Origin of the sequence: Actinomadura chokoriensis, from assembly GCF_041463665.1 — a bacterium.
GTDB lineage: Bacteria > Actinomycetota > Actinomycetes > Streptosporangiales > Streptosporangiaceae > Spirillospora > Spirillospora chokoriensis_A.
In genome coordinates, this window is sequence record NZ_JAXCEJ010000021.1 from 21,791 (window position 1) to 45,547 (window position 23,757).

The window sequence follows — 23,757 nt, forward strand, 5'->3', positions numbered from 1 at the left end:
GGGTGCCTCCGTCAGGGCGTGAAGATCTCTGCGGTCGGGGTGAGGATGTCGGTGCCGGGATGCGGGGCGGCGGCCGCCGAGCGGGTCTGGCCGCCCGCCACCAGAATCCTGCCGTCGGGCAGGTCGGTCGCCGCGACCGCCCACCGGCCGGTGGCCAGGCCGGGCACGGCGGTCCAGGTGCCCGCGGCCGGGTCGTACAGGACCGCCCCGCGGAACCCGCCGTCGAAGGCGGGCGCGCGGGTGCCGCCCACGACCAGCACCCTGCCGGAGCGCAGCGGCACCGCGCGGTGCCGGGTGCGGCCGCCGGGCATGTCGTGCACCGCCGTCCACACTCCGGCAGCGGTGCCGAATCGTTCGGCGCTGGCGAGGGCGCCGGCGTTGTAGGGGCCGCGCACCGGGCCGGTCACCGGGTCGCCGCCGGTCACCAGCACCGTCCCGTCGGAGAGCAGGCTCGCCTGGTGGCCGGCGCGCGCGGTGGCGAGCGAACCGGTGGGCGTCCACTGCGCCGTCGCGGGATCGTAGATCTCGCAGTAAGCGAGTGCGACGCCGCCGCGGCCGGTCTTGAGGACCCCGCCGGCGACCAGCACCCGCCCGTCGGAGAACCCGACGGCCTGGTGGTCGGAGCGCGGGTCGTTCATCGGTGCGGTGTCGGTCCACTGCCGCTTCACCGGGTCGAACAGCTCGGCGGAGGTCAGCGAGCCGCCGCGGGTGCCGGTGCCGCCGGTGACCAGGACCTTGCCGCCGGGCAGCAGTGTGGCGCTGTGGCCGAGCCTGGCGGTGCGCATCGGCGGGACGTCGGTGGTCCAGGTGCCGGTGAGCGGGTCATAGACGGCGGCGGACGCCAGGGCCGCGTCCTGGGTGACGCCACCGGCGGCTAGGACGCGGCCGTCACCGAGCAGGGTGAGGCTGTGCGCGTCGCGTGCGGCGGGCAGCGGCGCGGTGGCGGCCCAGGTGCCGGCGACCGGATCGAAGAGCGCGGCGGCGGCCAGCGGCGCGCCGGCGGCGTCCCGGCCGCCCGCGACCAGGATCTTCCCGCTGCTCAGCCGTACCGCCACCGGGGCGATCGCGGCGGTCGGCAGGGAACCGGTGGCGGTCCACGTCTGCGGCGGCACGGGCGGCGCCGCAGCCTCGGACTCGGGGATGACGTGCAGCTGGCCGATCAGCGCGGCGTCCTCGGTGACCCATTCGGCGAGGGCGTCCTCGGCCGCGGCCAGGCTGCGGAAGCTCGCCGCCGTGGACCCGTGCGAACTCGGCGGGAAGGCCTGGACGTTGTTGCGGGCGTAGGCGACCACGTACCGCTGGGTCGTGAGCTGCACGGTGTCGGCGGGGGCGAACGGCTGGCGCTGGCCGGCGTCCCGCTGGGACAGGGCCGAACGGCTGGTGCTGCTGCCCTCCAGGAGTTGGGTGAAGACGGCCGGGCTGACGCTGGTCAGCTTCCTGGCCGGCGCGGCCGTGGGAGCGACCTGGCGGACGACACCGTCGGCCCGCATGACGGAACGGGTCGCGGGCCGTACGGTGCCGGGCGGGCGGCGCAGCCTGCTGTCGATGACGATCTGCTCGTAGCGGGCGCTGCGCTTGACGACGCGGGCGGAGGCCAGCGCGCCTTGGGCGGCGACCAGTTCGAGGCCCGCGTCCTGCGCCTCGTACGCCGGCCGCGAGAGCTTGGCCGCGTCGTCCATGTCCTGGAACTGCGCCATGGCGAACTTGTCGTCGGTGATGGAGGCGCGGACAAGGCCGGTCTCTGGAAGCGGCTCGACGTTGAAGCGCTTGCCGTCGCGCGGGCGCTGCGCCCCGACGCGGTCCAGCCGGACGGCCAGCGGGATCGCGCGCTGCCGGATGAACAGCGAGCCGAGCGGGTGCAGGACGAGGTCGTCGGTCGGCGGCAGGGTGCGCAGTGTCACCAGCGGGTTGCCGCCGCCGCTGGGCAGCCGGGTCTGCCATCCCTCCTGCTTGGCCAGCTCCCCCGCCAGGAGCGGGAGCACGTCGACCGGGGGCAGCGTCGTGTCGCGTTCCTCGCCCCAGGTGATGTCGAAGTCGGCGGAGATCTCGAAGAACAGCAGCGAGATCGAGCCGCGGCCGTGCGCCCGCCACGGCGCCGGGCCCTCCAGCTGGAAGTCGAGGTCGATGCCGAACAGGCCGACGCCGAAGGCCTTCAGCGAGACGCCGGCGGAGACGGCGATGACGAAGCGGAACGGGGAGAACTGGAACAGCGCGTCGAAGCTGAGGTGCCCGGAGATGCCGAAGTCGTCGAAGCCCAGCACGAGCTCGGCCCGCGCCCCGAACTGCACGGTGTTGCTGGTGACGGCGAAGTAGCCGGAGACGGTGATCCGGGCGCCCGGACGGTTGAGGACGTCCACCCGGACCCGGGCCGGCACCGGGAACGGCAGCGGCGGCGGCTTGAAGGAGGGGTGGAAGCCGCCGACCGAGATGACCAGGTCGGCGTCGTCGCCCCAGCCGACCAGCAGCCCCATGCCGCCCTCGATGGTCATGAACAGCACGCGCGACTCGAAGAGCTGGGCGAAGAACCACACCCGCTGCTTGTCGAACTCGATGGCGCCGACGAACTGCACCTGCAGCACCAGCAGCGGCAGGTCGGTGCTGGGCAGCACGCAGCGCAGCACGCCCAGGATGGCGATGTTGCCGGGGATCTCGATGATCACCCCGAGCGAGACGCTGATCAGCGTCGGCGTGCCCCAGCCGATCTTGGCCATCGGGCCGATCAGGAAGGTGCCCTGCTCGGGCGGGAAGAAGGCGCGCAGGTCCGACAGGATGCGCGGGGCGTTGGCCACGACGTCGCGGGGGAACATCACCGACTCGATCGAGCCGGTCCGCACCCCCTCCGCCAGGGCCTGCAGGTTCATCCGCCGGTTGAGCCCGATGAGGCCGCCCACCGCGAGCAGGGTGAAGCCGAAGCCGAGCTGGATGCCGGTGCCGAACTCGGCGGTGATGATCAGCAGCAGCGAGAAGCCCGGCGAGCCGTCCGGCATCCGGGTGGTGATGAGCCCGATCGCCTTGACGTCGAACAGCCCGGCGAACTCCAGCTCAAGCGCCCCGGCGTACTCGCCCCTGTCCGGGTCGAAGAACAGGTAGCCGCCGCCGCTCACCACCCCGGCGTCCACCGACAGGCCCGCGCCCTTGGGCGGCTTGAACCCGAGCGAGACGTCCAGCGGGCCGAGGTTGCCGTCGTTGCCGGACCTGACCGCGAACGTCGCCGACAGGCCCAGCTCCTCGACCACCGCCTTGATCGGCCCCAGCTCGGCCTTGAACGTCGCGCCGAGCTTGATGGGCAGGCCGTCGGCCCCGGGGGCCGCCGAGACGGTCAGCGACTGGATGTCGATGGGGCCGAGGTTGAGGTGGACAGGGAGCTGGATCTCCAGGTTGGAGGTGCCGCGGAAGTAGAAGCCGGTGCGGTGCGCGATGCCGAGCGTCAGGTCGGCCCCGAAGCTGAAGCCACCGGCCGGCACGATCTTCGCGATGAACCCGTCGGCCTCGCCGGGGTCGAAGACGAACTCCAGGCCGGCCAGCTCGAACTCGGCGAACAGGTCCACCTTCCCGTCCGCCAGCCGGATGCCGCCGGTCCCGCCGAGCTTGCGGAACTGCAGCCGGGTGGCGCCCGGCGATCCCAGCAGCACGGTCGGGGTCGAATCCGCGTTCCCGCGCTCGGCCTTGACCGACAGCGAGCCGCTGGCGTGGCCGGGCGAGCCGCCGCCCTCGAATCCGACGACGAGCTCGATCCCGCTGCCGGGCCGGATCTGCAGCGCCACCCCGCCCTGCAGGTCAAGGTCGGTGCGGATGGTGACGGAGATGTCGTCGCCGAGGTCCAGCTTGAAGTCCAGCACGCCGTTGTAGGCGGGGAGCAGGACCAGCCCCGGCAAGCCCGTCCCGTCGCCGGGCAGCGGCAGCAGCCGCATCTCGGCGGCCATCCGCTTGCTGGGCTGGAACCGTTCGAAGAAGATCAGGCTGAGGCCCCTGGGCGCGGACTCCGCCAGGTTCGGCGGCGTCCCCTGCACGGCGGTGGCCGTCGCCGTGGGCAGGGTCATGAAGGTGACGTCCACGCCGATGGCCATCAGCAGGTCGTCCACCTGCGAGGCGAACGCGTCGAAGTCGAAGTCGGCCTGGCCCCACCCGAACGCGTTCTTGAGCACCAGCGAAGGGTCGCCCAGCGCCTTGGGCAGGTCGGACAGGTCCAGCGCCAGGTGCACGTAGGGCGGGCGGTTGCCCTCCGGCGGGGCGTAGCGCGACTTGACGACGCCCAGCGATCGCAGCCCGAACGCAACGGACGGGTGGAAGCGCTGCAGGTAGGTGATGACCAGGTGCTCGACGAGCTGGCCGGGGAACTTGGTCTTGAAGCCGTCGGCGCGCAGCGGCGCCGGGATCGCCGAGTCGGGTGCGTTGGCGATCCCCCTGATGCCGTTGACGACGTCCTGCACCGCCCGCAGCGTCCGGGCGACGTCGTCGGGCGAGATGTCGACGCTCGCGCCGCCGTCGCCGATCGATCCGCCCACGTTGACGCCGCCGTCGCCGAGCAGCCTGCGCAGGGTGTCGTACAGGGTCTCCACCCCGGTGCCGAGGTCGCGCAGCGGCTGCGGGATGTCGTCGGCCCGCCACCCCAGCTCCTGCAGGAACGCCACGAACGCCTCGGTCGAGCCCAGGGCCTGGCGCAGCGGCAGCAGCGCCTGCCCGATCTCCGCCACCAGTCTGTCGAACGTCCCCGGCTCAGCCATGCCGCTTCGCCTCCGGATAGAACTTCTCGCTGATGAGGGTGTGCTGGCCGGGATCCACCCGGTTCACGATCAGCCACTTGCAGACGAAGCAGAACTCGCCGTCGTTGTACTTCTCGCCGCTGCTGCGCATCTTGCAGGCGCCCGTCGACCGGTAGTTGGCCCCGGCGAACCGCTCCCCGCCCTCGTAGATGCCGATGAGCTTGGAGCCTTTGCAGGGGCCCTTGAATCCGGAGATCGAGACCGGCCCGTCGGCTTCGTCGTTCGTCTTCACGTGGTTGGTGTCAGAGTTGAGGGGGTCGTGCGTGCCCCCTGTACCGCCGACTCCCTCGATGTGCTCGCGCACCTTGCGTTCGACCAGGGCGTGCGGCTGCCCGTCGTCGCGGAGCAGGGGCACGAACACGCAGGACCCGGCCACGAAGACCGGCGGCGGAAGTCCGAGCGCGGAGCCGCCGAGCACCATCGTGCCCTGCGCCTCGTTGATCGACACGATGTCCAGCGGGTGCGCGTACTCGCCGGCGATGGTGTCGGGCTTGAGCGGGAGCTGCTGGCCGGTCGGGCCGATCCGGAACCGGCGCAGGTGCACCTGCGCGTTCTCCTGCTTGGCCTTGACCCACTTGGCGATCTGCCCGCGGTCGATGCTGACCTGGATGCCTCCCGGCACCGCCGTCGAGTCGACGAGCAGGCGGTCCGACAGCCGCATCCGCAGCAGCTCGAACCACTTGACCTTGGCCGGGTCGACCTTCCTGTTGGCCGCGGGCCCGAAGCTGATGGCGCCGAGCCTGGCGACGTTGTCGTGCGTCAGGTCGTCGGTGAGCGTGGCGTTGCCGTCGTCGCCGTTGAACTCCTCGTACTCGTCCCCGAGGTTGAAGCTGTGCCCAAGCTCGTGGGTGACGGTGTTGACGATTTTGCTCTGGTTGACGGTGATCGATGCGGGCGGATCGCGGCGCATCTCGCGCTTGTCCGCGGGGTTGGCGTACTTGAACGGCAGCGTCAGGGCCTCGTTGCAGGCGAGAGCGGTGAGCGTGTTGTTGTTGACGTTGGCTCCGCCGGAAACGTTGTCGTTGACGACGAGCACGACCAGTCCCCTGCTGCGCTTGAAGTTCTGGTCGTCGGGCTCCCACTGCGGCCCGATCAGCGGGAACGGCGCGAGGGTGAACTCCAGGTTGCGCAGGTAGCTCACGATCGAGCAGTCCGGATCCGTGAACCCCGCGAACAGCTCGGGCGGGTGGCGGCGCGGGTCGAGCGACACCACCCGGGTCGCCTCGGTGTCGTAGAACTCGTACAGCCGCTTCACGAACGCGCTCAATGCCGGTCCGGCCGTGTCCGCGCCGGGTGGGGTGACGGCGGCCGGCCGGGAGAAGCCCGAGTCGCGATCGGCGAGGCGGCTGCCGAAGTGCATGCCGAAGAACGTGTCGCGCGTGTGCAGGATCCCGGTGGAGCGGTGGACCTTCCACGCCTCCAGCAGTTTCGGGTCCACCTTGGTGCGCTCGAAGTTGTCCAGGCTCTGCCCGTTCCAGAGGTCGGGCAGGTTGGGGCGGCTCTCGTTGCGCATCGGCAGCCCGACCTTCAGGACGAGCTCCTCCAGCGTGTAGCTGTCCTTCTTTTCGGGATCGACGTGATACGGCCACGGAATGGGCGAGCCGGCCGTCACGCCTGCCACGTCGGTGTCGGTGACCTGGAACCCGCAGGTGATCCCATGCTCCTGCGATGCCGCGAACGCCTTGAAGACGTTGAACGACCCCTTGAGCGAGGGGTACGGCTCGTGCCGCGCCTTGGTGAACATCAGCTGCTCGGTCTGCGTGACGATCGAGTTGAACTTCGCCTGCTCGGAGGCCCGGAATCCCTCGGCGACGAAGACGATGTTGTGCAGTTCGGCCGCCCGGCCGGGCGCGGGCGTGCGGATCGGCTCCAGTTCGCGGCGGTTCGGCTTGGCGTAGTTCACCACCCGGACGTCCAGGTCGTGGGACTGCCCGAGGAAGGTGCCGGACACCTTCACCGGGGCCGCCGACTCCGCCGCACCTCTCAGCCGCCCGTCCGGCGTCGGCTGGACGGTGCCCGGCGCGGCCGAGGTGAGCGGGAAGTACTGGTGGCCGGTGATGTCGCCGATCAGATCGGTCCCGGTGCCGGCGTCGTCGCTGAACTTGGCGTAGATCGACGGCTGCGCGTGCGCGAACGCCGGGTCGAGCGCGGTGGTGATCGAGTCGTTGCCGAACCACCACGCCAGGATCTGGTTGTGCACCTGCAGCCGTCCTACCTGGTAGAACTGGCCGCGCCGGACCTGGAACAGGTACACCCCTGGCTTCGCCGCGGTGACCCTCCTCGTGGCCCGGTCGAACACCGGCAGGTCGTCGAACCGGTGCCCGGCCACGTTGTGCGGCGCGAAGAAGTCCACCTCGTACGGCACCGTCGGGGCCGGCAGCAGCTCGGTCAGCTTGTAGCGGCGCGCGTTGGCCGGATCGCGGATTCGGTCGAACACCCGCAGGAGCAGTGGCGGAGTACCGGCCAGCGCCATGTGCAGATCACAGTGCGGGAACAGCACAATGCCCGGAATCGTCACAGTGCCCCCAATCCACAATGGATTTCGGACAGCACGAAAAGGCCGCGACCATCGCCGTCCGTGATGCGTACGACACTCAGCGTGCCAGCACGGGTACGCGGAGTCTCGTCAATGGCCGGAATTGGCCTCGCCGGGCCTCGGGTGGTCAAGGGGTCGATGCGAAACCTGAGGTGGAAGGCCCTGCCACCGCTGTCTTGGGCAGCAGCTCAGTCGGTGTGGATGCTGTGGTCGGCGAGCCAGGTGAAGACTCCGCAGTCGCCGGGGCTCTCGCGTCAGCAGGTCGGTGGCCGCTCGTGCAGGCCATGAGGGGGTCCCGGTAGCAATGAAGAAATTTCCAACGGATATAACTCTGACCTGCGGTGATGTGTGAGCTTGCGGTGTTGTGGAGGGTTGGTAATCACTGCCGCTACGTTCTGATCCGGTTTTTCCGGTACGGGACGTTGGGGTGGTGCGTTGTCCGAGAAGATGTTCTCCGAGGAGCAGCTGGAGCAGCTGCGGTCGTTTCCGGAGATCAGCAGGGATGAGTTGATCCGGTTCTTCACGCCGACGTCTGCGGACGTGGCGTTCGTTGATCCGGGTCGTGGGCGGGGCGCGGCGGACCGGCTGGGGATGCTGATCCAGCTGTGTACTTTGCCGTGGCTGGGGTTCGTGCCAGATGAGGTGACGTCGGCACCGCAGGCGGCGGTGGCTCGGCTGGCGGATCGGCTGGGGCTGGATCCGGGGGCATTGTCGTTGTACGGGCAGCGGCCGCAGACGCGCTCGGACCATCTGGTGAAGATCGCCGAGTATCTGGAGTGGAAGACCGCTCCGGCCGGCGGCGAGGCGATGAAGGAGCTCGAGCAGTTCCTCCTCGATCGGGCGATGGAACACGACTCCCCGACGTTGTTGTTCAACCTGGCACGCGAGTACCTCATGTCGGCGAAGGTGATCCGGCCGGGCGCGCTCATCCTGGCGAAGATGATCGGCACGGCCCGCAAGGGCGCCGGCGACCTGACGTCGGAGAAGGTCGCGCATCTGCTGACCGATCAGGTCCGCGCCGATCTGGACCGGATGCTGCTGGTCGATGCCGGGCTGGGGATCACCCGGCTAGAGTGGCTGGTCAACCCGGCCAAGGACGCCTCGGCGTCGTCTGTGAAGACCGGTATCGAGAAGCTGACCTGGCTGCGGAATATGGACGCGGACCGGCTAGACCTGTCGGTCCTGCCGAACGAACGGCGCAGGTTCTTGGCGCAGGTGGCGCGCAGGTCGACCAACCAGGGGCTGGAGCGGCGCGCCGAACGCAAGTACCCGATCCTGCTGGCGTTCGTGGCCCAGGCCGCGGTCGACCAACTGGACGAGGTCGTGGCGTTGTTCGACCAGGCGGTGTCGGCCCGGGAGTCGCGGGCCAAGTCCAAGACCGATGAGGCGCTGGTCGAGCGGGCCAAGAGAGGCGAGGTCCGTCAGCTGCTGATGGACATGATCCTGCCGGTGCTGGCCGACCCCGGCGTCCCAGACGATCAGGTCGGCGGCCTGCTGCGGGAGCGAATCGGAATGCAGCGGCTGCGGGAGATCACCTCCGATACATGGAAGCCGCTGCCCAAGGACCACGGCCGGTTGTCGGAGCTGGACTCCTCCTACTCCTACCTGCGGCAGTTCACCCCGAACGTGCTCGCCACGATCGACTTCCAGGGCGGCCCGGGCACCACGGAGCTGATGAGCGCCGTGGCCATCTTGAAGGAGATGAACCGGCTCGGCGGCCGGAAGGTCCCCGACGGCGCGCCGACCGCGTTCGTGCCGGCCCGGTATGCCGACTACCTGGACAAGGCCCGCAAGTCCGGGGAGGACACCGCGTTCCGGCACTATTGGGAACTTTGTGTGATCTTGTGCCTGCGGGACGGGCTGCGCAGCGGGGACGTGTTCGTGCCCGGATCACGCAGGTACGCCGACCCGTCCACCTACCTCTACACCGAACAGGAATGGGCGCCCAAGCGCGAGGAGTACTGCCGGCTGGTCCGCAAGCCGGTGAACGCCACGAACGCACTCGAGCAGGGCAAGGAGGAACTGCACGCCGCGCTGGCGGAGCTGGAGCAGGCGCTAGCGAACTCCGCACCGGATGAGGCGGGCACGGTCCGCCTGGATGAGGAGGCGCACCTGGTGGTGCCGCCGCTGTCGGCGGAGGACATCCCGGCCGAGGCCAAGACGCTGAAGGACGAGCTGGCCGGGATGCTGCCGTTCGCCCCGATCGCCTCGCTGCTGATCGAACTGGATGCCCGGACGAGCTTCCTGGACTGCTTCACCCACGCCGGCGGCCGCAAGCTCGTCAAGTCCGCCGAGACCAAGCGGAACATCTTGGCGGTGCTGATCGCGATGGCCACCAACCTGGGGCTCGGCCGCATGTCCGAGGCGTGCGGGGTGTCCTATGACGTGCTGGCCTGGACGATGGAGTGGTACGTGCGGGAGGAGACGCTGCGGGAGGCCAACACGGCCATCGTCAACCACCACTACAACCTGGAGCTGGCTGGAGTGTTCGGCGGCGGCACCATGTCCTCCTCCGACGGGCAGCGGTTCCCGGTCCGCGGCAAGACCCTCACCGGCCGGAACATGGTCATCCACGGCGGGCAGGTCCTGTCGACCTACACCCACGTCTCCGACCAGTGGTCGACCTACGGCACGAAGATCATCGTGCCGACGGCGCGGGAAGCGCACTACGTCCTGGACGACTTCCTCGGCAACGCCACCGACCTGCCGATCACCGAGCACGCCACCGACACCCACGGCGCCACCCTGATCAACTTCGCCCTGTTCGACCTGGTCGGCAAGGCCCTAACCCCAAGGATGCGAGACCTGACCCGCGTCACCCTGGTACGCGACGACACCCCCACCGAGATCAGCAAGCTCTACCCGAACGCCGGACCGCTGCTCGGCGCACGCTGGAACGAGGCCCTGATCGGCGACTGCTGGCCCGACCTGGTGCGGATGGCCGGGTCACTGAAGTACGGGCAGGCGACCGCCTCCCTGATCGTCGGGAAGTGGTCGGCGGCCTCCCGCCAGAACACCCTGGCGGCCGCGCTGAAGGAATGGGGAATGCTGCGAAGGACGATCCACCTGGCGAAATACCTTTCGGACCCGGTGTTCCGCAGGAAGATCTCCCGGCAGCTGAACAAGGGCGAGTCCTTGCACGCGCTACGCCGGGACCTGCATTACGCCCAGCAGGGCACCATCACCCGCCCGCACCTGCTTGAGCAGGCCGAACAAGCCTGGTGCCTGACGGTGCTGACCAATGCCGTGGTGGCCTGGACGACCGAGTACTACTCCCGGGCCGTCCTGGAGCTGCGGTCCCAGGGCCGCGACGTGCCGGATGAGATCCTCTCCCACATCTCGCCCGGCCACAGCGACAACATCAACTTCTTCGGGGTCATCAACGTCGACGTCGAAGCCGAGCTCGCCAAACTCGACACCGCCGGGTGGCGGCCGCTGCGCCCCGCCCAGCTCCGCGAACTCGGCCTGACCCCCTGAGGCCAAATGCCGTCCCGTGGGCCGCGCCCCTCTCCTAGCCCGCCGGCACACGGGACGGCCCGCAAGATGTGACAGGGAATTCAAATTACCTGTCACATAGACTGCCCTCTGCGCGCGTCCGCCCAGCTCGGCCTCCGCCGAACCGGGGCCGACTCGGCAACGTTATGTGTCACATCACCTTCGCGAAGGGCTCGCCGTGTCCGTTGTCGCGTTCCCCGGCTCGGCCTCCGGCCCCTCGGCCGTGGCGGCCGCCGTCGACTGCTACCTCGAATCCGTCCAGGCCGCGACGACCCGCGCCAGCTATGCCGAGACGCTCGCGCACCTGGTCGCCATCGCCGGGGCCAACCGACCCGCCGACGCTCTGACGCCGGAGGACTACGCCACAGTGATGCGGCGGTGGGACGGCGCGGCGGCTGCCACCTGGAACCGGCACCTGTCCGCGCTGGCCTCCTTCACCACCTGGGCCCAGCGCCAAGAACTCCTGGCGACCAATCCGGCCTGGCGGCTGGAACGCCGCAAGCCCGCCCGCCGCGGCGACCGCTCCATCCCCCGCGCCCGCTTGGAGGCGCTGTTCACCGACAACCGGCATGCCCTGCGGGAACGGGTGCTGTGGAGGCTCCTGTACGAGACCGCTGGGCGCGCCGAGGAGATCCTGTCCCTCAACGTCGAGGACCTGGACACCGAGTTCCGCCGCGCCCGGGTGGTCTCCAAAGGCGGCGCGATCGAGTACGTGCACTGGCAGACTGGCACCGCCCGCCTGCTGCCGCGCCTGTTGGCCGGCCGCACCAGCGGGCCGGTGTTCCGCGCCGATCGGCGCGCCCCCACCTCCGGACCCCGCGCGCCCGCGGCCGCCGACATCGACCTGGGTACCGGACGGGGCCGGCTGTCCTACCCACGCGCCGAATACCTGTTCAAGACCGCCACCGCCCGCATCGACCCGCACGGCCGCGGGTGGACACTGCACCAGCTGCGTCACTCGGCGCTACAGCATCTGGCCCAGGCCGGGCGCACCGCACCGGAGCTGCAGGCCAAAAGCCGCCATCAGCATCTGGCCAGCCTCGGGCACTACGTACGCCTCGGCGAGGAGACCTCCGCCCGCATCACCGCCGAGCACGACCCCGCCGCCCGCCGCCGACGCTGAGGAGGACCGCGGGCCGGGGACCGAGTCTCAACCGAGGTTCGCGTGCGGCTCCAACTCAGCCCGCAGAGCCGTATGCCCGCAGGAACGCCCTTACCCCGGCTGCGGTCAGCCGGTCGGCTTCCTCCTGCGGGAGCGGGCTGACACCCCAGTAGGACCGTTGGTTGATCTCGGTTGAGATCAACGCCATGAAGTGGACGGCGGCCTGGGCAGGGCTGCCGTGGACGTCGATCAGGCCACGGTCGTCCAACGCGGCCATGGCGGAGGTCACCTCGCGGCCGACCGCACGCGGTCCGGCCTCTTGCCAGGCATCCAAGACCTCGGCCGGGATGTGCCCGGCTTCGGCGTAGATGTGCCGCACAAGTGAGAAGTGGTCGCGGAAGTCCGTCATCAGGCCGATCCAGGCGCGGGCCAGGGCGAGCAGGTCACGTTCGAGGTCGTCAGGATGCGGCGGAAGCTCCGGATCCAGGTACCTCCGCAGCTGTGCGAGCTGCTCGTCCCTGACCCGCTGTGAGCTCCACTGCATGACGGAGCGGAACAACTCCTCCTTCCCGCCTGGGAAGTGGTTGTAGATGGTGCGAGTCGAGGCGCCGGCCTCGGCGGCGATCGTGTCGATGCTGGCCCGGGAGTAGCCGTCCCGTCCGAAGACCTCGCACGCGGCCTGCACGATCGCTGTCGCCTTGTCCACCCGGCCCCGCCGCGGCCGGGTAGTTCTTGTCTCACCCATGGACCCCGTGCCGGTCATCGCTTCATCTCCCACATGTCGATCAACGCCGATTACAACGATCGTTTTAACTTTTGCAATGCTCGTTGTATGTTAACTGACGTGCCGCGGATCGTGGCAATGAAACGAGAGAACCAGGGAGGCCGCGATGCCTGACTTCGCACCTTCGGACGACTCCGCGCTCCGGGTCGCCGTCATCATCGGAAGTGCTCGTAGCGGCCGCGCTGGCCTGTCGGTCGCCGAGTGGTTCACCGGCCATGTGGGCCGCCGTACCGACATCGATCTGGACGTTGTCGATGTCGCCGGCCTGGATCTTCCCGTGTCCATGCCCGGGTGGGACGGCCTTCCCGCCCCCGCCCCGCAGACCCAGGCCGCTCTCGCCGACGTCAGCCCACGGCTGGCCGCCGCCGAGGCGTTCGTCGTCGTCACGCCCGAGTACAACCACAGCTTTCCGGCCTCGTTGAAGAACCTCATCGACTGGCACTACACCCAGTGGCAGGCCAAGCCGATCGGCTTCGTCTCCTACGGCGGGCTGGGCGGCGGGCTTCGCGCCGTCGAGCAGCTTCGTCAGGTCTTCGCCGAGCTGCACGCCATGACTGTGCGCGACTCCGTCAGCCTGCACGGGCCCTGGTCCGGGCTGGGCGAGGGCGGCCGACCGCTGGATGCGGCGGTCTGCGAGAGCGCCGCCAAGAACATGGTCGACCAGCTGTTGTGGTGGGGCCGCGCGCTGCGCACCGCTCGCGCCGAGCACCCGTACGGTAATTGACGGGCGATGAGCACCGTCACCGGACCTACACGAACCGCCGAATCCGCCGCCACTCTCGCCCGTACCCTCGTGGTCGTCATCATCGGCTCGATCATGGCCGTGCTCGACGTGACCATCGTCAACGTCGCCATGCATCCGCTGGCGGCGGCGTTCGACGCCCCACTCGCCACCGTGCAGTGGGTCGCCACCGGCTACACGCTCGCTCTTTGCGCCGTGATCCCGCTGGCCGCCTGGGCCATGGGCCGCTTCGGCGCCAAGCGCACCTACCTCACCGCCCTAGCCCTGTTCACCGGCGGCTCCGCAGTGGCCTCGCTGTCATGGAACATCGAGACACTAGTGCTGTTGCGGGTGGTGCAAGGGCTCGGCGGCGGCCTGCTGGTGCCGGTCGGCATGGCGATGGTCATCCGTGCCGCAAACCGAGAGCACATGGGCAGGGCAATGGCCATGCTCGGCATCCCGGTCCTGATCGGTCCGGTGAGCGGGCCAATCCTGGGCGGCTGGCTGATCGACACCGCTTCCTGGCACTGGATCTTCCTGGTCAACCTGCCTGTCGGCGCGGTGGCGCTCCTACTCGCGGCACGGCTACTGCGAAGCGACGAAACGCGGTCGGTGCGTCGGCTGGATGTGCCGGGTCTGCTGATGCTGTCGCCGGGCCTGGCCCTGCTGATCTACGGCCTGTCCACCGGCGGCGCGCGCGGTGACTTCACGATGCCGGGCGCGCTGCTGCCCGCCGTCGCGGGACTGCTGTTGGTCGCCGGCTTCGTCGCCCGCGGCCTGACCGCCCGTCACCCGCTCCTGCAGCTGCGCCTGTTCCACGACCGTACCTTCGCCGCCGGCATTGCCACGATGGTGCTGTTCCCTGCTGGCTACTTCGGCTCCATGCTGCTGACGCCGATGTACTACCAGACGACACGAGGGCTCACCGCGACCGAGTCGGGCCTGCTGGGCGCTCCGCTGGCCGTCGCCGTCGGTACCTCGATGCAGATCGCCACGCGGCGGATCGACAAGGCGTCCCCGCGGCTGATGGTCATCTCCGGCATCTTTGTCGCCGCACTCGGGCTGTCCCTGTTCGGCCTTCAGCTCGGACCCGACACACCGTACTGGCGGTTGTGCGCGGCGATGCTGGTCATGGGCGCCGGCGTCGGCATGGTGATGATGCCGGTCAACACGACGGCGACCCGCACGCTGGCCCCCGATGACATTCCCTCCGGAAGCACCACAATCAACATCGTCTCCCAGATCGGCACATCGATCGGAACCGCGCTGATGTCGGTGGTCCTGGCCTCGAACATGACCGGTACTACGAGTCAGAGGCAGCAGGCCGCCGCGTTCCAGCACACCTACTGGTGGGCCGTGACGCTGCTGATCCTGGCAGGCGTACCCGCGCTGCTGCTGCCGCGTCGGCGGCGTTCCCCTGACTCATCGACCTCGGCGCCGGTGACCCCAACCTCGATCCGCACCCGTTGATCCCGAGTAAACACAGCGCCGGCTGAAGGCCAGTGACCAGCCAGCACACTCCGGGACCGGCATTCGTACGGCGAATCCAGATTCGCCGTCCACAGTTTCCAGAAAGGCGCATCATCCATGTACGCAGTCAGGCTTCACGAGTTCGGGGCTGCGGAAAACCTTCAGTACGAGCAGATCGCTTCACCGGTACCACGCGAGGGACAGGTTCGAATCGACGTGCAAGCCAGCGGCGTCCACTTCATCGAGACGACGTTGCGGTCCGGACGCGGAGTGGGACCTCATGCTGCTCCCGAACTACCCGTCGTTCTGGGAGGTGAGGTCGCGGGTGTCGTGAGCGCGCTGGGCCCGGACGTCGACAAGAGCTGGCTGGGCCGCCGAGTGGTCAGCGCGCTTGAATCTTACGGCGGTTACGCCGAACAGGCGGTGACGGCGATCGACACCCTTCACGACATTCCCGACCATCTGACCGCGGACACTGCGGTAGCGATGATTACCACGGGCTCGACCGCGCTCGGGATCCTCGACAGTTCAAACGCCAAGCCCGGAGACGTGGCGCTGGTCACCTCGGCAGCCGGTGGCATCGGCGCCCTGCTCGTGCAGGCTCTACACCACCGGGGCGTCATCGTCATCGGCGTGGCCAGCGGGCCGGAAAAGGTTCAGCGAGCCACGTCCCTGGGCGCCGACATCGCCGTTGACTACCGCGACCACCACTGGCCGGACACGGTGCGCGGCGCCCTTGGCCGCAGAGAAGTCGGCATCGTGTTCGACGGCGTCGGAGGAACCGCGGGCGGCCAAGCATTCGACCTGCTCGCCCCTGGCGGGAGATTCCTCCTACACGGCTGGTCATCGGGGACCGCCACCCGCATCACCACCGACGACATCATCAAGCACGCCAGCACCGTTATATGGGCGATCGGCCCACAGATGCTGGAACATGCCGGCACCATCCATGAACTACAAGACCGCGCGATCCGAGCAGCCGCCGATGGCGTACTCGAACCACTGATCACCCGCTATCCCCTCAGCCGCGCCAGCGACGCACACGCCGACCTGGAAAACCGCCGCACGGCGGGCAAGATCGTCCTTATCCCTTAAACCCGGTCGAAAATCCCGCCCGCAGCCAACTGAGGCCCCCAGACCGTCCATGGGGAGAACAGAGCGCCGGGCTTAAGGTGACTCGACCGCGCGCCCTGCCGCGGCCGGATCGCCGAGACGGTGCGGTCGCTGAACTCCCGCCGCCCCGCCTTGCGCAGCGCGCCGCGGATCGCCTTGGCAGCCCTTGCCGTACCCGAATTCCAGCTCCTCCTCGCTCATGGCCGACACCGTAAGCGATCTCACACCCCAATCGCCGGGCTCTGCATCACCACAGGTCAGTGGTATATCCGTTGGAAATTTCTTCATTGCTACCGGGACCCCATGAGGCACCGTGGTGCGGATGCGGCGGCCGCACCGGGCGCCCTGCATGCCTAGCGGCGCGTTCACCAGACTTCCTGCGCGCACGGTCACATCGGGTGAGGCCCGCTGGCAGGCTCATTCGGCACCCGGATGGCCTGTTCGGCCCGCACGGCCCGTTCGCGCTGCTCGGTCTCTGCGGCCCGGGCGGCGTCCCGTTCGCGCTGCACCGCCTCCAGTTCGGCACGGTGGGCGGCCTGCACGGCGATCAGGTCGGTGCGCGCCTGGTCACGTTCACCACGCATGTGCTCGGCGGCCTCGACGGCGCTCTGCCGTTGCGCGTCGGCGCGCCCGACGTCCTGCTCAGCGGCGGCGCGGACCGCGCGCACGTCCTCGGCCGCGCGGGAGCGGACCGCCTCGGTCTCCTGCTCAGCGCGCTCCACCCGCGCGGTGAGTTCGCCGATCGCCGCGTCCTTCTCGGTGAGGGTGTGGCGGGCGTCGGCCAGCTCGCGGGTGGCGATGTCCAGCCGCCCGGCCAGGGTGTCGGCCTGGACGCGTAGTGCGGCCAGTCCCTGCTCCAGTTCGATGAGCCGCCCGCGGGCTGCGTCGCGTTCGGTGCGCGCCTCCTTACCCGCCTGGATGGCCACCTCGGTCTCCTGCTCGGCCTTGTTCCGGGCGATCCGGTGGGCGTCGGCGGCGTTCTCGGCCTGGCGGGCCAGCTCGGCGGCGCCGGTAGCACGCTCGGTGGCCCGCTCGGCGGCGGCGCGGGCGGCGGCGGCCTCGGCCAGGGCGGTCTGCTCGCGCCGTTCGGCGGCCTCGCGGGCGGCGGCGGCCTCGGTCGCGGCGGTCTTGGCCTGCGCGGCCTGGGCCTCCAGTTCGGTGTTGCGCTCCAGCACGGCAGTGCGCAGGTCGGCCAGCTCGGCGGCGAGCCGGTCGTCGCGGGCGGCGGCCGCGCGCAGCAGTTCGGCGTGGGAGCGGCGGCCGGTCTCCTCTCTGTCGGCCCAAGTGACGAGGGCCTGCAGCGGCTGCTCGACCGCGGCGCCGACGGCGGATTCGCGGGCTCGCCGGGCCGCCTCCCGGCAGTCCTGGCCGTCCGGGCCCTCTCCGCTGTGGTGGTACTCGCGGCGGCGGCCGGTGGCCGCGCGCGGGGGCAGCGGCTCCCGGCAGTGCTTGCACCGGCCGTGCGGCGCCGCGTCCGCCGTCTCCTTCCTCGGGCTTTCGGGCGCGGAGGAAGGGGGCGCGGCCTCGGCGGGGTCCGGAGCGGGCTGCGCATCGCGGTCGGCGCGGGGCGCCGAGGCTTCAAGATCGGCCATGTCTTCATCATGGCAGGTTTCGCGGGCAGATTTCGCGAAACCGCGATTACGTTTCAAGGTTCCTAGAAACAATCTGAGATCAAGAATATGGCTGGGGTTAAGGGATACTTAACCCTGACAAGGCGAGCCAGAGCCGCCTATGATCACCTGGTGACCACCGAGCAGCCCGCCGCCCACGGTGCGGACACCGGCGCCGCCCCCTCTCCGCTCCGGCGCCCATCAGTGGACGGGTCCGACCGCGGAGACAACAGCACCGCGGCGCTGGTTCTCCCCCGCGCCGACCAGCCTGCCGCCCCGGCACTCAGGCCAGAGACCGTTCAGCCCGCGCTCACCGGGCCGCCGGCCCCGTCGGGCGAAGCCGCAGCTGCAGCAGACCGGGCCCTGTCCCCCGAGGCCGCTGCGATGGTGACCGCCGGGCTCGCCGACAACACCACCCGCGCCTACACCCGGCACTGGGCCACCTTCACCCGCTGGTGCGAGCTGACCGGCCGGACCCCACTGCCGGCCACTCGGGAGACACTCGCCGAGTACGTCCACCACCTGACCGGCACCACCACCCAGTACGGCAAGCCCCCTGCACCGGGCAGCATCGACGCGATGCTCAGCTGCGTGCAGTCCGCGCACAAACTCGCCGGGCTCGGCTGCGACCCCCGCCTGGCCCGGATGGCGCTGCGCGCCTACCGCAAACAACGCGCCACCCACCCCGACCCCGCGCTGCGCCATCGGGTCAGGCGCGCCCCCGAGATCGACGTCACCGCGCTCCGCGCCATGATCACCGCGATCGGGGACGCCGCAGACGCCGGGCGGATCCACCCGCTGCGCGCCGAACGCGACCAGCTCGTCCTGGTGCTCGGCTTCGCCATGATGGGCCGCCGCTCCGAGGTCGCCGCGCTCGACATCGAGGACCTGACCTTCACCACCCGCGGGCTGGTCATCAAAGTGCGCAAGTCCAAGACCGATCAGGACGCGGTCGGAAACGAGGTCATCATCAAGCACGGCAGGCGCCCGCAGACCGACCCGGTCGCGCTGGTGCGCGACTGGGTGTCGCGCCTGGCCGAGCCGACACAGACCAAACCGGCCATCACCAGCGGACCACTGCTGCGCGGCATCGACAAGCACGGCCGCCTGGGCGGCACCCCCGGATACGCCGCCCCCGGCCCGAACACCGGCCGCATCGACGACGAGACCCTCAACGACATCGTGCGCGACGCCGCCATCCGCGCCGACCTCGACAACGCCGCCGCGTACACCTTCCACGGCCTACGTGCCGGAGCCGCCACCTCCGCAGCCGAGGCTGGCGCCGCCCCCTCCACCATTCAGGAACACGGACGATGGACAAGCCTGGCCATGGTGTTCCGCTACTGGCGCCGCGGCTCGGCCTGGGCCAACAACGCCCTGGACGACGTAGGCCTCTAAATTGCCTGCACCTGGTCCGCTCGTCACTGCGGTATGCCCCCGAGAGCCACTGGAGCCGGCTCACCCGCGATCTGCGGCAGATCTACACTGCCCGACCGAGGCCGCCGCCCAACAGCGGTTCACCGAGTTCGAGGCCGAGTGGAGCGACCGCTACCCGGCGATCGTCTTGTTGCGGCGGGACGCCTGGCCGACGTCTGAACGCCCGGTTCCGCCAGGCCACCCGCCGACGCGGGCACTTCCCCACCGAGCAGGCCGAAGACCTGGCGTGCGCGGGCCCTGCGGCTGGCGCGGACCGCGTTCCGCGTGATGGCGCAGGCGCTCTATCTCCTCACGGCCCTCGCAGTGCTCGTAGTGCTCTTCGACTGGCAGCAACGCCTCACTAGCGGGCGCGGAGCTACACCGCGAGGCTGCGCAAGGAGCACACCACCACCTGGACGCTCACCGCGAACACGCCGGGCGGGCGGGGCGGATTCGCGCGCGGCGGTACGGCCAAGGAACTGCCATGGAACCGGCCGGAGCTCGTCGGGCAGTTCCAGCGGTTCCTGAAGGACGTCGCGGAGGCCGAGGCGGCGCGAGGGCGGCGGGTTCTGGTTGCGATCGACGAGGTGGACCGGATCGGGTCGATCGCGCAGGCCGAACGGTTCGTCAGCGAGGTCAAGGCGGTGTTCGGGATCCCGCACTGCTTCTGACTTGTTCAATCGAGCTCAGGCGCGCGGTCTGCAGCCGTAGCGTCCAGGGTGCCGGTCGCCACGGGCCCGCAGTGCTTCTTGCCGCCCCAGCAGGGCAACCGGCGGGGCTGGCTCGCTGATAGCGTGCCGCCGCCGACCGGCACCCGCGCCTCGTACACGGAGTTGTCGGCAGCGCGCCGGGAACTGAGCATCTCCCCGCAGAGCGCCCGCGCGGCCCTCACCCGCTTCCGCCGCGCCATCACCGAGGCCACGCCCTGACCTTGAACTCCTGACGGACTTTCGCTCCAACCGGTAGAGATCGTCAGCACGTCTACACCTGGGACGTTGCCCCCGAGATAGCCTCCGACGCCTACGGCGCCTGCCCCGGCCTCGCACGCGTGCGTTTATGGGTGCCGTTAACGCACGCGTCACCCCATGTCCAGACCTGCCCGAGGGTCGTCGGCGACCAACTCGGGGCGGACCCGCGGCGGGTGGGTGGCCTGGCGGCGCGGTCCCCGGTCTGTCCGGCTGCGGCCAGCAGCCGATACATAGTGCTGATGCTGCAGGTAGACACCCTCGTCCAGCAGCGTCGCCCACACCTGCGCCGGTGTCTTCTCCAAGAACCGCTGCGAGTTGAGCACCTCCAGTTGTCACCCCCCGCTGCTGGGCGGGGTGACCACTGCGCTGGATGCGCTATCGGTCCGCGAGGGCCGAGCACCTGTTCAAGACCGCCACCGCGGCTTGGGCCCGCACGCCCGCGGCTGGATGCTCCACCAGCTCCGCCACTGCGCCGGCAACACCTGGCGGCCGCACCGCCGCCGAACTTCTCTTCGGGGGCGACCACTGGGTTTCCAGGTTGCCTTCGGGGGCGGCCAGACAGTGCCAGGGCTCCTCGCCGGTCTGGCCGACGTCGGCCGGGCGCGCCCCGAGTTTCAGGAGGCGTTGGAGTTCGGCGCCCTGATCCCGGTCGGTGGCGTTGACGTCGATGCCCATGCCGGTCACGCCGGCTGCGGCTCACCGGCCGGCGCTTCCCGGTTCCTGATCGGTCTGGTCACCTGCTTGGCCACGCACGACGGCATCCCCGCCGTCGCGTCCGCCGCCCGGTGCCGGTAGACGCTGGGCGGCTCGCCGACGAGTTCGGTGAAGCGGGTGCTGAAGGTGCCGAGGGACGAGCAGCCGACCGCGAAGCACACCTCGGTGACGCTGAGGTCGCCGCGGCGCAGCAGCGCCATCGCGCGCTCGATGCGCCGCGTCATCAGGTAGCCGTACGGCGATTCGCCGTAGGCGAGCCGGAACTGGCGGCTGAGGTGACCCGCCGACATGTGGGCGCCGCGGGCCAGGGCCTCGACGTCCAGCGGCTGCGCGTACTCCCGGTCGATCCGGTCGCGGACGCGGCGCAGCCGCGCGAGATCGCGCAGGCGCTGCACCGCGTCGGGACTACTGCTCACCTGTGAAATCCTGCCACACGACTCTGACCGGCGGCGCGGGCCGGGCCCCGCCGGACGCGCCGCCGGACGCGCCGCCGCCGGCGAGCCGGGAGGCCCTGTTCAGGCGCCGACGTAGGACGCGAGGTGCTCGCCGGTGAGGGTGGAGCGGCCGGCGACGAGGTCGGCGGGAGTGCCCTGGAAGACGATCCGGCCGCCGTCGTGGCCGGCGCCGGGGCCAAGGTCGATGATCCAGTCGGCGTGCGCCATGACCGCCTGGTGGTGCTCGATGACGATCACCGACTTGCCGGACTCGACGAGCCGGTCCAGGAGGCCGAGCAGCTGCTCGACGTCGGCGAGGTGCAGGCCGGTGGTCGGCTCGTCGAGGACGTAGACGCCGCCCTTCTCCCCCATGTGGGTGGCCAGCTTGAGCCGCTGCCGCTCGCCGCCGGACAGGGTGGTGAGCGGCTGGCCGAGCGTCAGGTAGCCGAGCCCGACGTCGGCCATCCGCTGCAGGATCTTGTGCGCGGCCGGGATCCGCGCCTCGCCCGCGCCGAAGAACTCCTCCGCCTCGGTGACGGGCATCGCGAGCACCTGGCTGATGTCGCGGCCGCCGAGGCGGTGCTCCAGCACCGCCGCCTGGAACCGCTTGCCCTCGCACTCCTCGCAGGTGGTGGCGACGCCGGCCATCATCGCGAGGTCGGTGTAGATGACGCCGGCGCCCTTGCAGACGGGGCAGGCGCCCTCGGAGTTGGCGCTGAACAGCGCCGGCTTCACGCCGTTGGCCTTCGCGAAGGCCTTGCGTATCGGGTCGAGCAGCCCGGTGTAGGTCGCGGGGTTGCTGCGGCGCGAGCCCCTGATCGCGGTCTGGTCGACCGCCACCACCCCGTCCCTGCCCGACACCGAGCCGTGGATCAGCGAGCTCTTCCCCGATCCCGCCACGCCGGTGACGACGACCAGCACGCCGAGCGGGACGTCGACGTCGACGTCCTGCAGGTTGTGGGTGCCGGCTCCGCGCACCTCCAGCGTCCCGGACGGCTCGCGGACCGACGGCTTCAGGCAGGCGCGGTCGTCCAGGTGCTTGCCGGTGAGGGTGGCGGAGGCGCGCAGCTCCTCGACGGTCCCCTCGAAGACGACCTCGCCGCCGGCGGTGCCTGCGCGCGGGCCGAGGTCGACGACGTGGTCGGCGATCGCGATGGCCTCCGGCTTGTGCTCGACGACCAGGACGGTGTTGCCCTTGTCCCGCAGTTGCAGCAGCAGGTTGTTCATCCGCTGGATGTCGTGGGGGTGCAGCCCGATCGTGGGCTCGTCGAAGACGTAGGTGACGTCGGTGAGGGAGGACCCGAGGTGGCGGATCATCTTGGTGCGCTGTGCCTCGCCGCCCGACAGGGTGCCGGACGGGCGGTCGAGGCTGAGGTAGCCGAGCCCGATCTCGGTGAACGAGTCGAGGGTGTGCCGCAGCGTCGCCAGCAGCGGAGCGACGGACGGCTCGTCCAGGCCGCCCACCCACTCGGCGAGGTCGCTGATCTGCATCGCACAGGCGTCGGCGATGCTGATCCCGGCGATCTTGGAGGACCGGGCCGCTTCGCTGAGCCGGGTGCCGCCGCAGTCGGGGCAGGTGGTGAACGTCACGGCGCGGTCGACGAACGCGCGGATGTGCGGCTGCATCGACGCGCGGTCCTTGGCCAGGAACGACTTCTGGATCTTGGGGATGAGCCCCTCGTAGGTCAGGTTGATGCCCTCGACCTTGATCTTGGTTGGCTCCTTGTGGAGCAGGTCGTGCAGCTCGGTGTCGGTGAACTCGCGGATCGGCTTGTCGGCGTCGAAGAGGCCGCAGCCGCGGAAGATGCGGCCGTACCAGCCGTCCATGCTGTAGCCGGGGATCGTGAGCGCGCCCTCGTTGAGCGACAGGCCGTCGTCGTACAGCGCGGTCAGGTCGAAGTCGGTGACCGAGCCGGTGCCCTCGCAGCGCGGGCACATGCCGCCGGTGATGTTGAAGCTGCGCCGCTCCTTCACGGTCTTGCCGCCGCGCTCGAACGAGACCGCGCCCGCGCCGCTGAGGGAGGCGACGTTGAAGGAGAACGCCTGGGCCGAGCCGATGTGCGGCTGCCCGAGCCGGCTGAACAGGATGCGCAGCATCGCGTTGGCGTCGGTGGCGGTGCCGACCGTGGAGCGGGGGTCGGCGCCCATCCGCTGCTGGTCGACGATGATCGCGGTCGTCAGCCCTTCGAGGACGTCGACGTCGGGCCGCGCCAGCGTGGGCATGAAGCCCTGCACGAACGTGCTGTAGGTCTCGTTGATCATCCGCTGGGACTCGGCGGCGATCGTGTTGAACACCAGCGAGCTCTTGCCCGAGCCGGAGACGCCGGTGAACACCGTCAGGCGGCGTTTGGGGATCTCGACGCTGACGTCCTTGAGGTTGTTCTCGCGCGCGCCGTGGACGCGGATCAGATCGTGGCTGTCGGCGGCGTGCCGCGCAGGAGCCTGCGCGTCCGTACTCGTGGCCTTGCTCATCGTTCTCCTTCACCCCGCGCGGTCACGGCAGGGGTCACTGTCTACCTGATCGGCGGTTCCGGGCGGACCCGCGCGCCCCGGTGGGGGCGTCCCACCGGCCGATGGCCGTCGCGCGTCGGCCCGCCACGCTGATCACGCTAGCCGCTGCCCGCCGGCCGG

Annotated in this window: 13 protein-coding genes and 2 pseudogenes; 8 read left to right on the forward strand and 7 right to left on the reverse strand. The window is 70.1% G+C overall.

All coding sequences use genetic code 11. The annotated features are described in order from the left end of the window. Positions 1–11 precede the first annotated feature (11 nt). Positions 12–4,724: a DUF6603 domain-containing protein gene (locus SM418_RS27915; RefSeq protein WP_371944104.1), complete on the reverse strand. Its 4,713-nt coding sequence runs from the start codon at positions 4,722–4,724 to the stop codon at positions 12–14. Continuing rightward, positions 4,717–7,281, reverse strand: a complete 2,565-nt coding sequence (locus tag SM418_RS27920; RefSeq protein ID WP_371944103.1) for a hypothetical protein — start codon at positions 7,279–7,281, stop codon at positions 4,717–4,719. The genes SM418_RS27915 and SM418_RS27920 overlap by 8 nt, the downstream gene beginning before the upstream one ends. Before the next feature lie 453 nt (positions 7,282–7,734). Here SM418_RS27920 and SM418_RS27925 point away from each other — a divergent pair, with 453 nt between their 5' ends. Both SM418_RS27925 and SM418_RS27930 read left to right on the forward strand, forming a co-directional pair. Beyond that, positions 7,735–10,776, forward strand: coding sequence for a Tn3 family transposase (locus SM418_RS27925; RefSeq protein ID WP_371944102.1), 3,042 nt, complete (start codon positions 7,735–7,737; stop codon positions 10,774–10,776). Between the two features lie 196 nt (positions 10,777–10,972). Continuing rightward, positions 10,973–11,917 (forward strand): tyrosine-type recombinase/integrase, encoded by a 945-nt coding sequence (locus SM418_RS27930; protein ID WP_371944101.1) that lies wholly within the window; start codon positions 10,973–10,975, stop codon positions 11,915–11,917. Between the two features lie 55 nt (positions 11,918–11,972). Here the strand turns inward: SM418_RS27930 and SM418_RS27935 are convergent, their stop codons facing one another. Next, on the reverse strand, positions 11,973–12,602 hold the full coding sequence (locus SM418_RS27935) for a TetR/AcrR family transcriptional regulator (protein ID WP_371944100.1): 630 nt from the start codon (positions 12,600–12,602) through the stop codon (positions 11,973–11,975). 184 nt (positions 12,603–12,786) lie between these two features. Between SM418_RS27935 and SM418_RS27940 the strand changes: the two genes are divergently transcribed. From SM418_RS27940 to SM418_RS27950, 3 genes are all read left to right on the forward strand, one after another. Next, positions 12,787–13,404 carry an NADPH-dependent FMN reductase gene (locus tag SM418_RS27940; RefSeq protein ID WP_371944099.1) on the forward strand — a complete coding sequence of 206 codons (618 nt, stop codon included), beginning with the start codon at positions 12,787–12,789 and terminating at the stop codon, positions 13,402–13,404. Between the two features lie 6 nt (positions 13,405–13,410). After that, complete coding sequence (locus tag SM418_RS27945; RefSeq protein ID WP_371944098.1) at positions 13,411–14,871, forward strand: DHA2 family efflux MFS transporter permease subunit; 1,461 nt, start codon at positions 13,411–13,413, stop codon at positions 14,869–14,871. A gap of 117 nt (positions 14,872–14,988) precedes the next feature. Continuing rightward, positions 14,989–15,966, forward strand: coding sequence for a zinc-binding dehydrogenase (locus SM418_RS27950; RefSeq protein ID WP_371944097.1), 978 nt, complete (start codon positions 14,989–14,991; stop codon positions 15,964–15,966). Positions 15,967–16,373: 407 nt separating this feature from the next. Here SM418_RS27950 and SM418_RS27955 read toward each other — a convergent pair whose 3' ends face one another. After that, positions 16,374–17,576 carry a hypothetical protein gene (locus SM418_RS27955; protein WP_371944096.1) on the reverse strand — a complete coding sequence of 401 codons (1,203 nt, stop codon included), beginning with the start codon at positions 17,574–17,576 and terminating at the stop codon, positions 16,374–16,376. 150 nt (positions 17,577–17,726) lie between these two features. Here SM418_RS27955 and SM418_RS27960 point away from each other — a divergent pair, with 150 nt between their 5' ends. The 3 genes and pseudogenes from SM418_RS27960 to SM418_RS27965 all read left to right on the forward strand — a co-directional run bounded on the left by SM418_RS27960 (position 17,727) and on the right by SM418_RS27965 (position 19,939). Next, positions 17,727–18,992, forward strand: a complete 1,266-nt coding sequence (locus tag SM418_RS27960) for a tyrosine-type recombinase/integrase (RefSeq protein ID WP_371944095.1) — start codon at positions 17,727–17,729, stop codon at positions 18,990–18,992. Positions 18,993–18,997: 5 nt separating this feature from the next. Further along, a pseudogene (locus SM418_RS37985) lies at positions 18,998–19,246 on the forward strand (transposase); the annotation flags it as partial. Positions 19,247–19,729: 483 nt separating this feature from the next. Further along, the gene (locus SM418_RS27965) at positions 19,730–19,939 is read left to right on the forward strand and encodes a PIN domain-containing protein (protein WP_371944094.1); all 210 of its coding nucleotides are present in this window, start codon (positions 19,730–19,732) and stop codon (positions 19,937–19,939) included. A gap of 576 nt (positions 19,940–20,515) precedes the next feature. On the opposite strand, the pseudogene SM418_RS27970 reads toward SM418_RS27965, so the two are convergent. From SM418_RS27970 to SM418_RS27980, 3 genes and pseudogenes are all read right to left on the reverse strand, one after another. Beyond that, positions 20,516–20,650, reverse strand: a pseudogene (locus tag SM418_RS27970) (VOC family protein); the annotation flags it as partial. Positions 20,651–20,658: 8 nt separating this feature from the next. After that, positions 20,659–21,117, reverse strand: coding sequence for a helix-turn-helix transcriptional regulator (locus SM418_RS27975; RefSeq protein WP_443098401.1), 459 nt, complete (start codon positions 21,115–21,117; stop codon positions 20,659–20,661). Positions 21,118–21,207: 90 nt separating this feature from the next. Further along, positions 21,208–23,598, reverse strand: a complete 2,391-nt coding sequence (locus SM418_RS27980) for an ATP-binding cassette domain-containing protein (protein WP_371944092.1) — start codon at positions 23,596–23,598, stop codon at positions 21,208–21,210. Positions 23,599–23,757: the final 159 nt, after the last annotated feature.

Bases quoted from the DNA above. Each gene is read 5' to 3' on its own strand.
- SM418_RS27915 (WP_371944104.1), bottom strand. From the start codon at position 4,724: ATGGCTGAGCCGGGGACGTTCGACAGACTGGTGGCGGAGATCGGGCAG.
- SM418_RS27940 (WP_371944099.1), top strand. From the start codon at position 12,787: ATGCCTGACTTCGCACCTTCGGACGACTCCGCGCTCCGGGTCGCCGTC.
- SM418_RS27945 (WP_371944098.1), top strand. From the start codon at position 13,411: ATGAGCACCGTCACCGGACCTACACGAACCGCCGAATCCGCCGCCACT.
- SM418_RS27950 (WP_371944097.1), top strand. From the start codon at position 14,989: ATGTACGCAGTCAGGCTTCACGAGTTCGGGGCTGCGGAAAACCTTCAG.
- SM418_RS27955 (WP_371944096.1), bottom strand. From the start codon at position 17,576: ATGGCCGATCTTGAAGCCTCGGCGCCCCGCGCCGACCGCGATGCGCAG.
- SM418_RS27980 (WP_371944092.1), bottom strand. From the start codon at position 23,598: ATGAGCAAGGCCACGAGTACGGACGCGCAGGCTCCTGCGCGGCACGCC.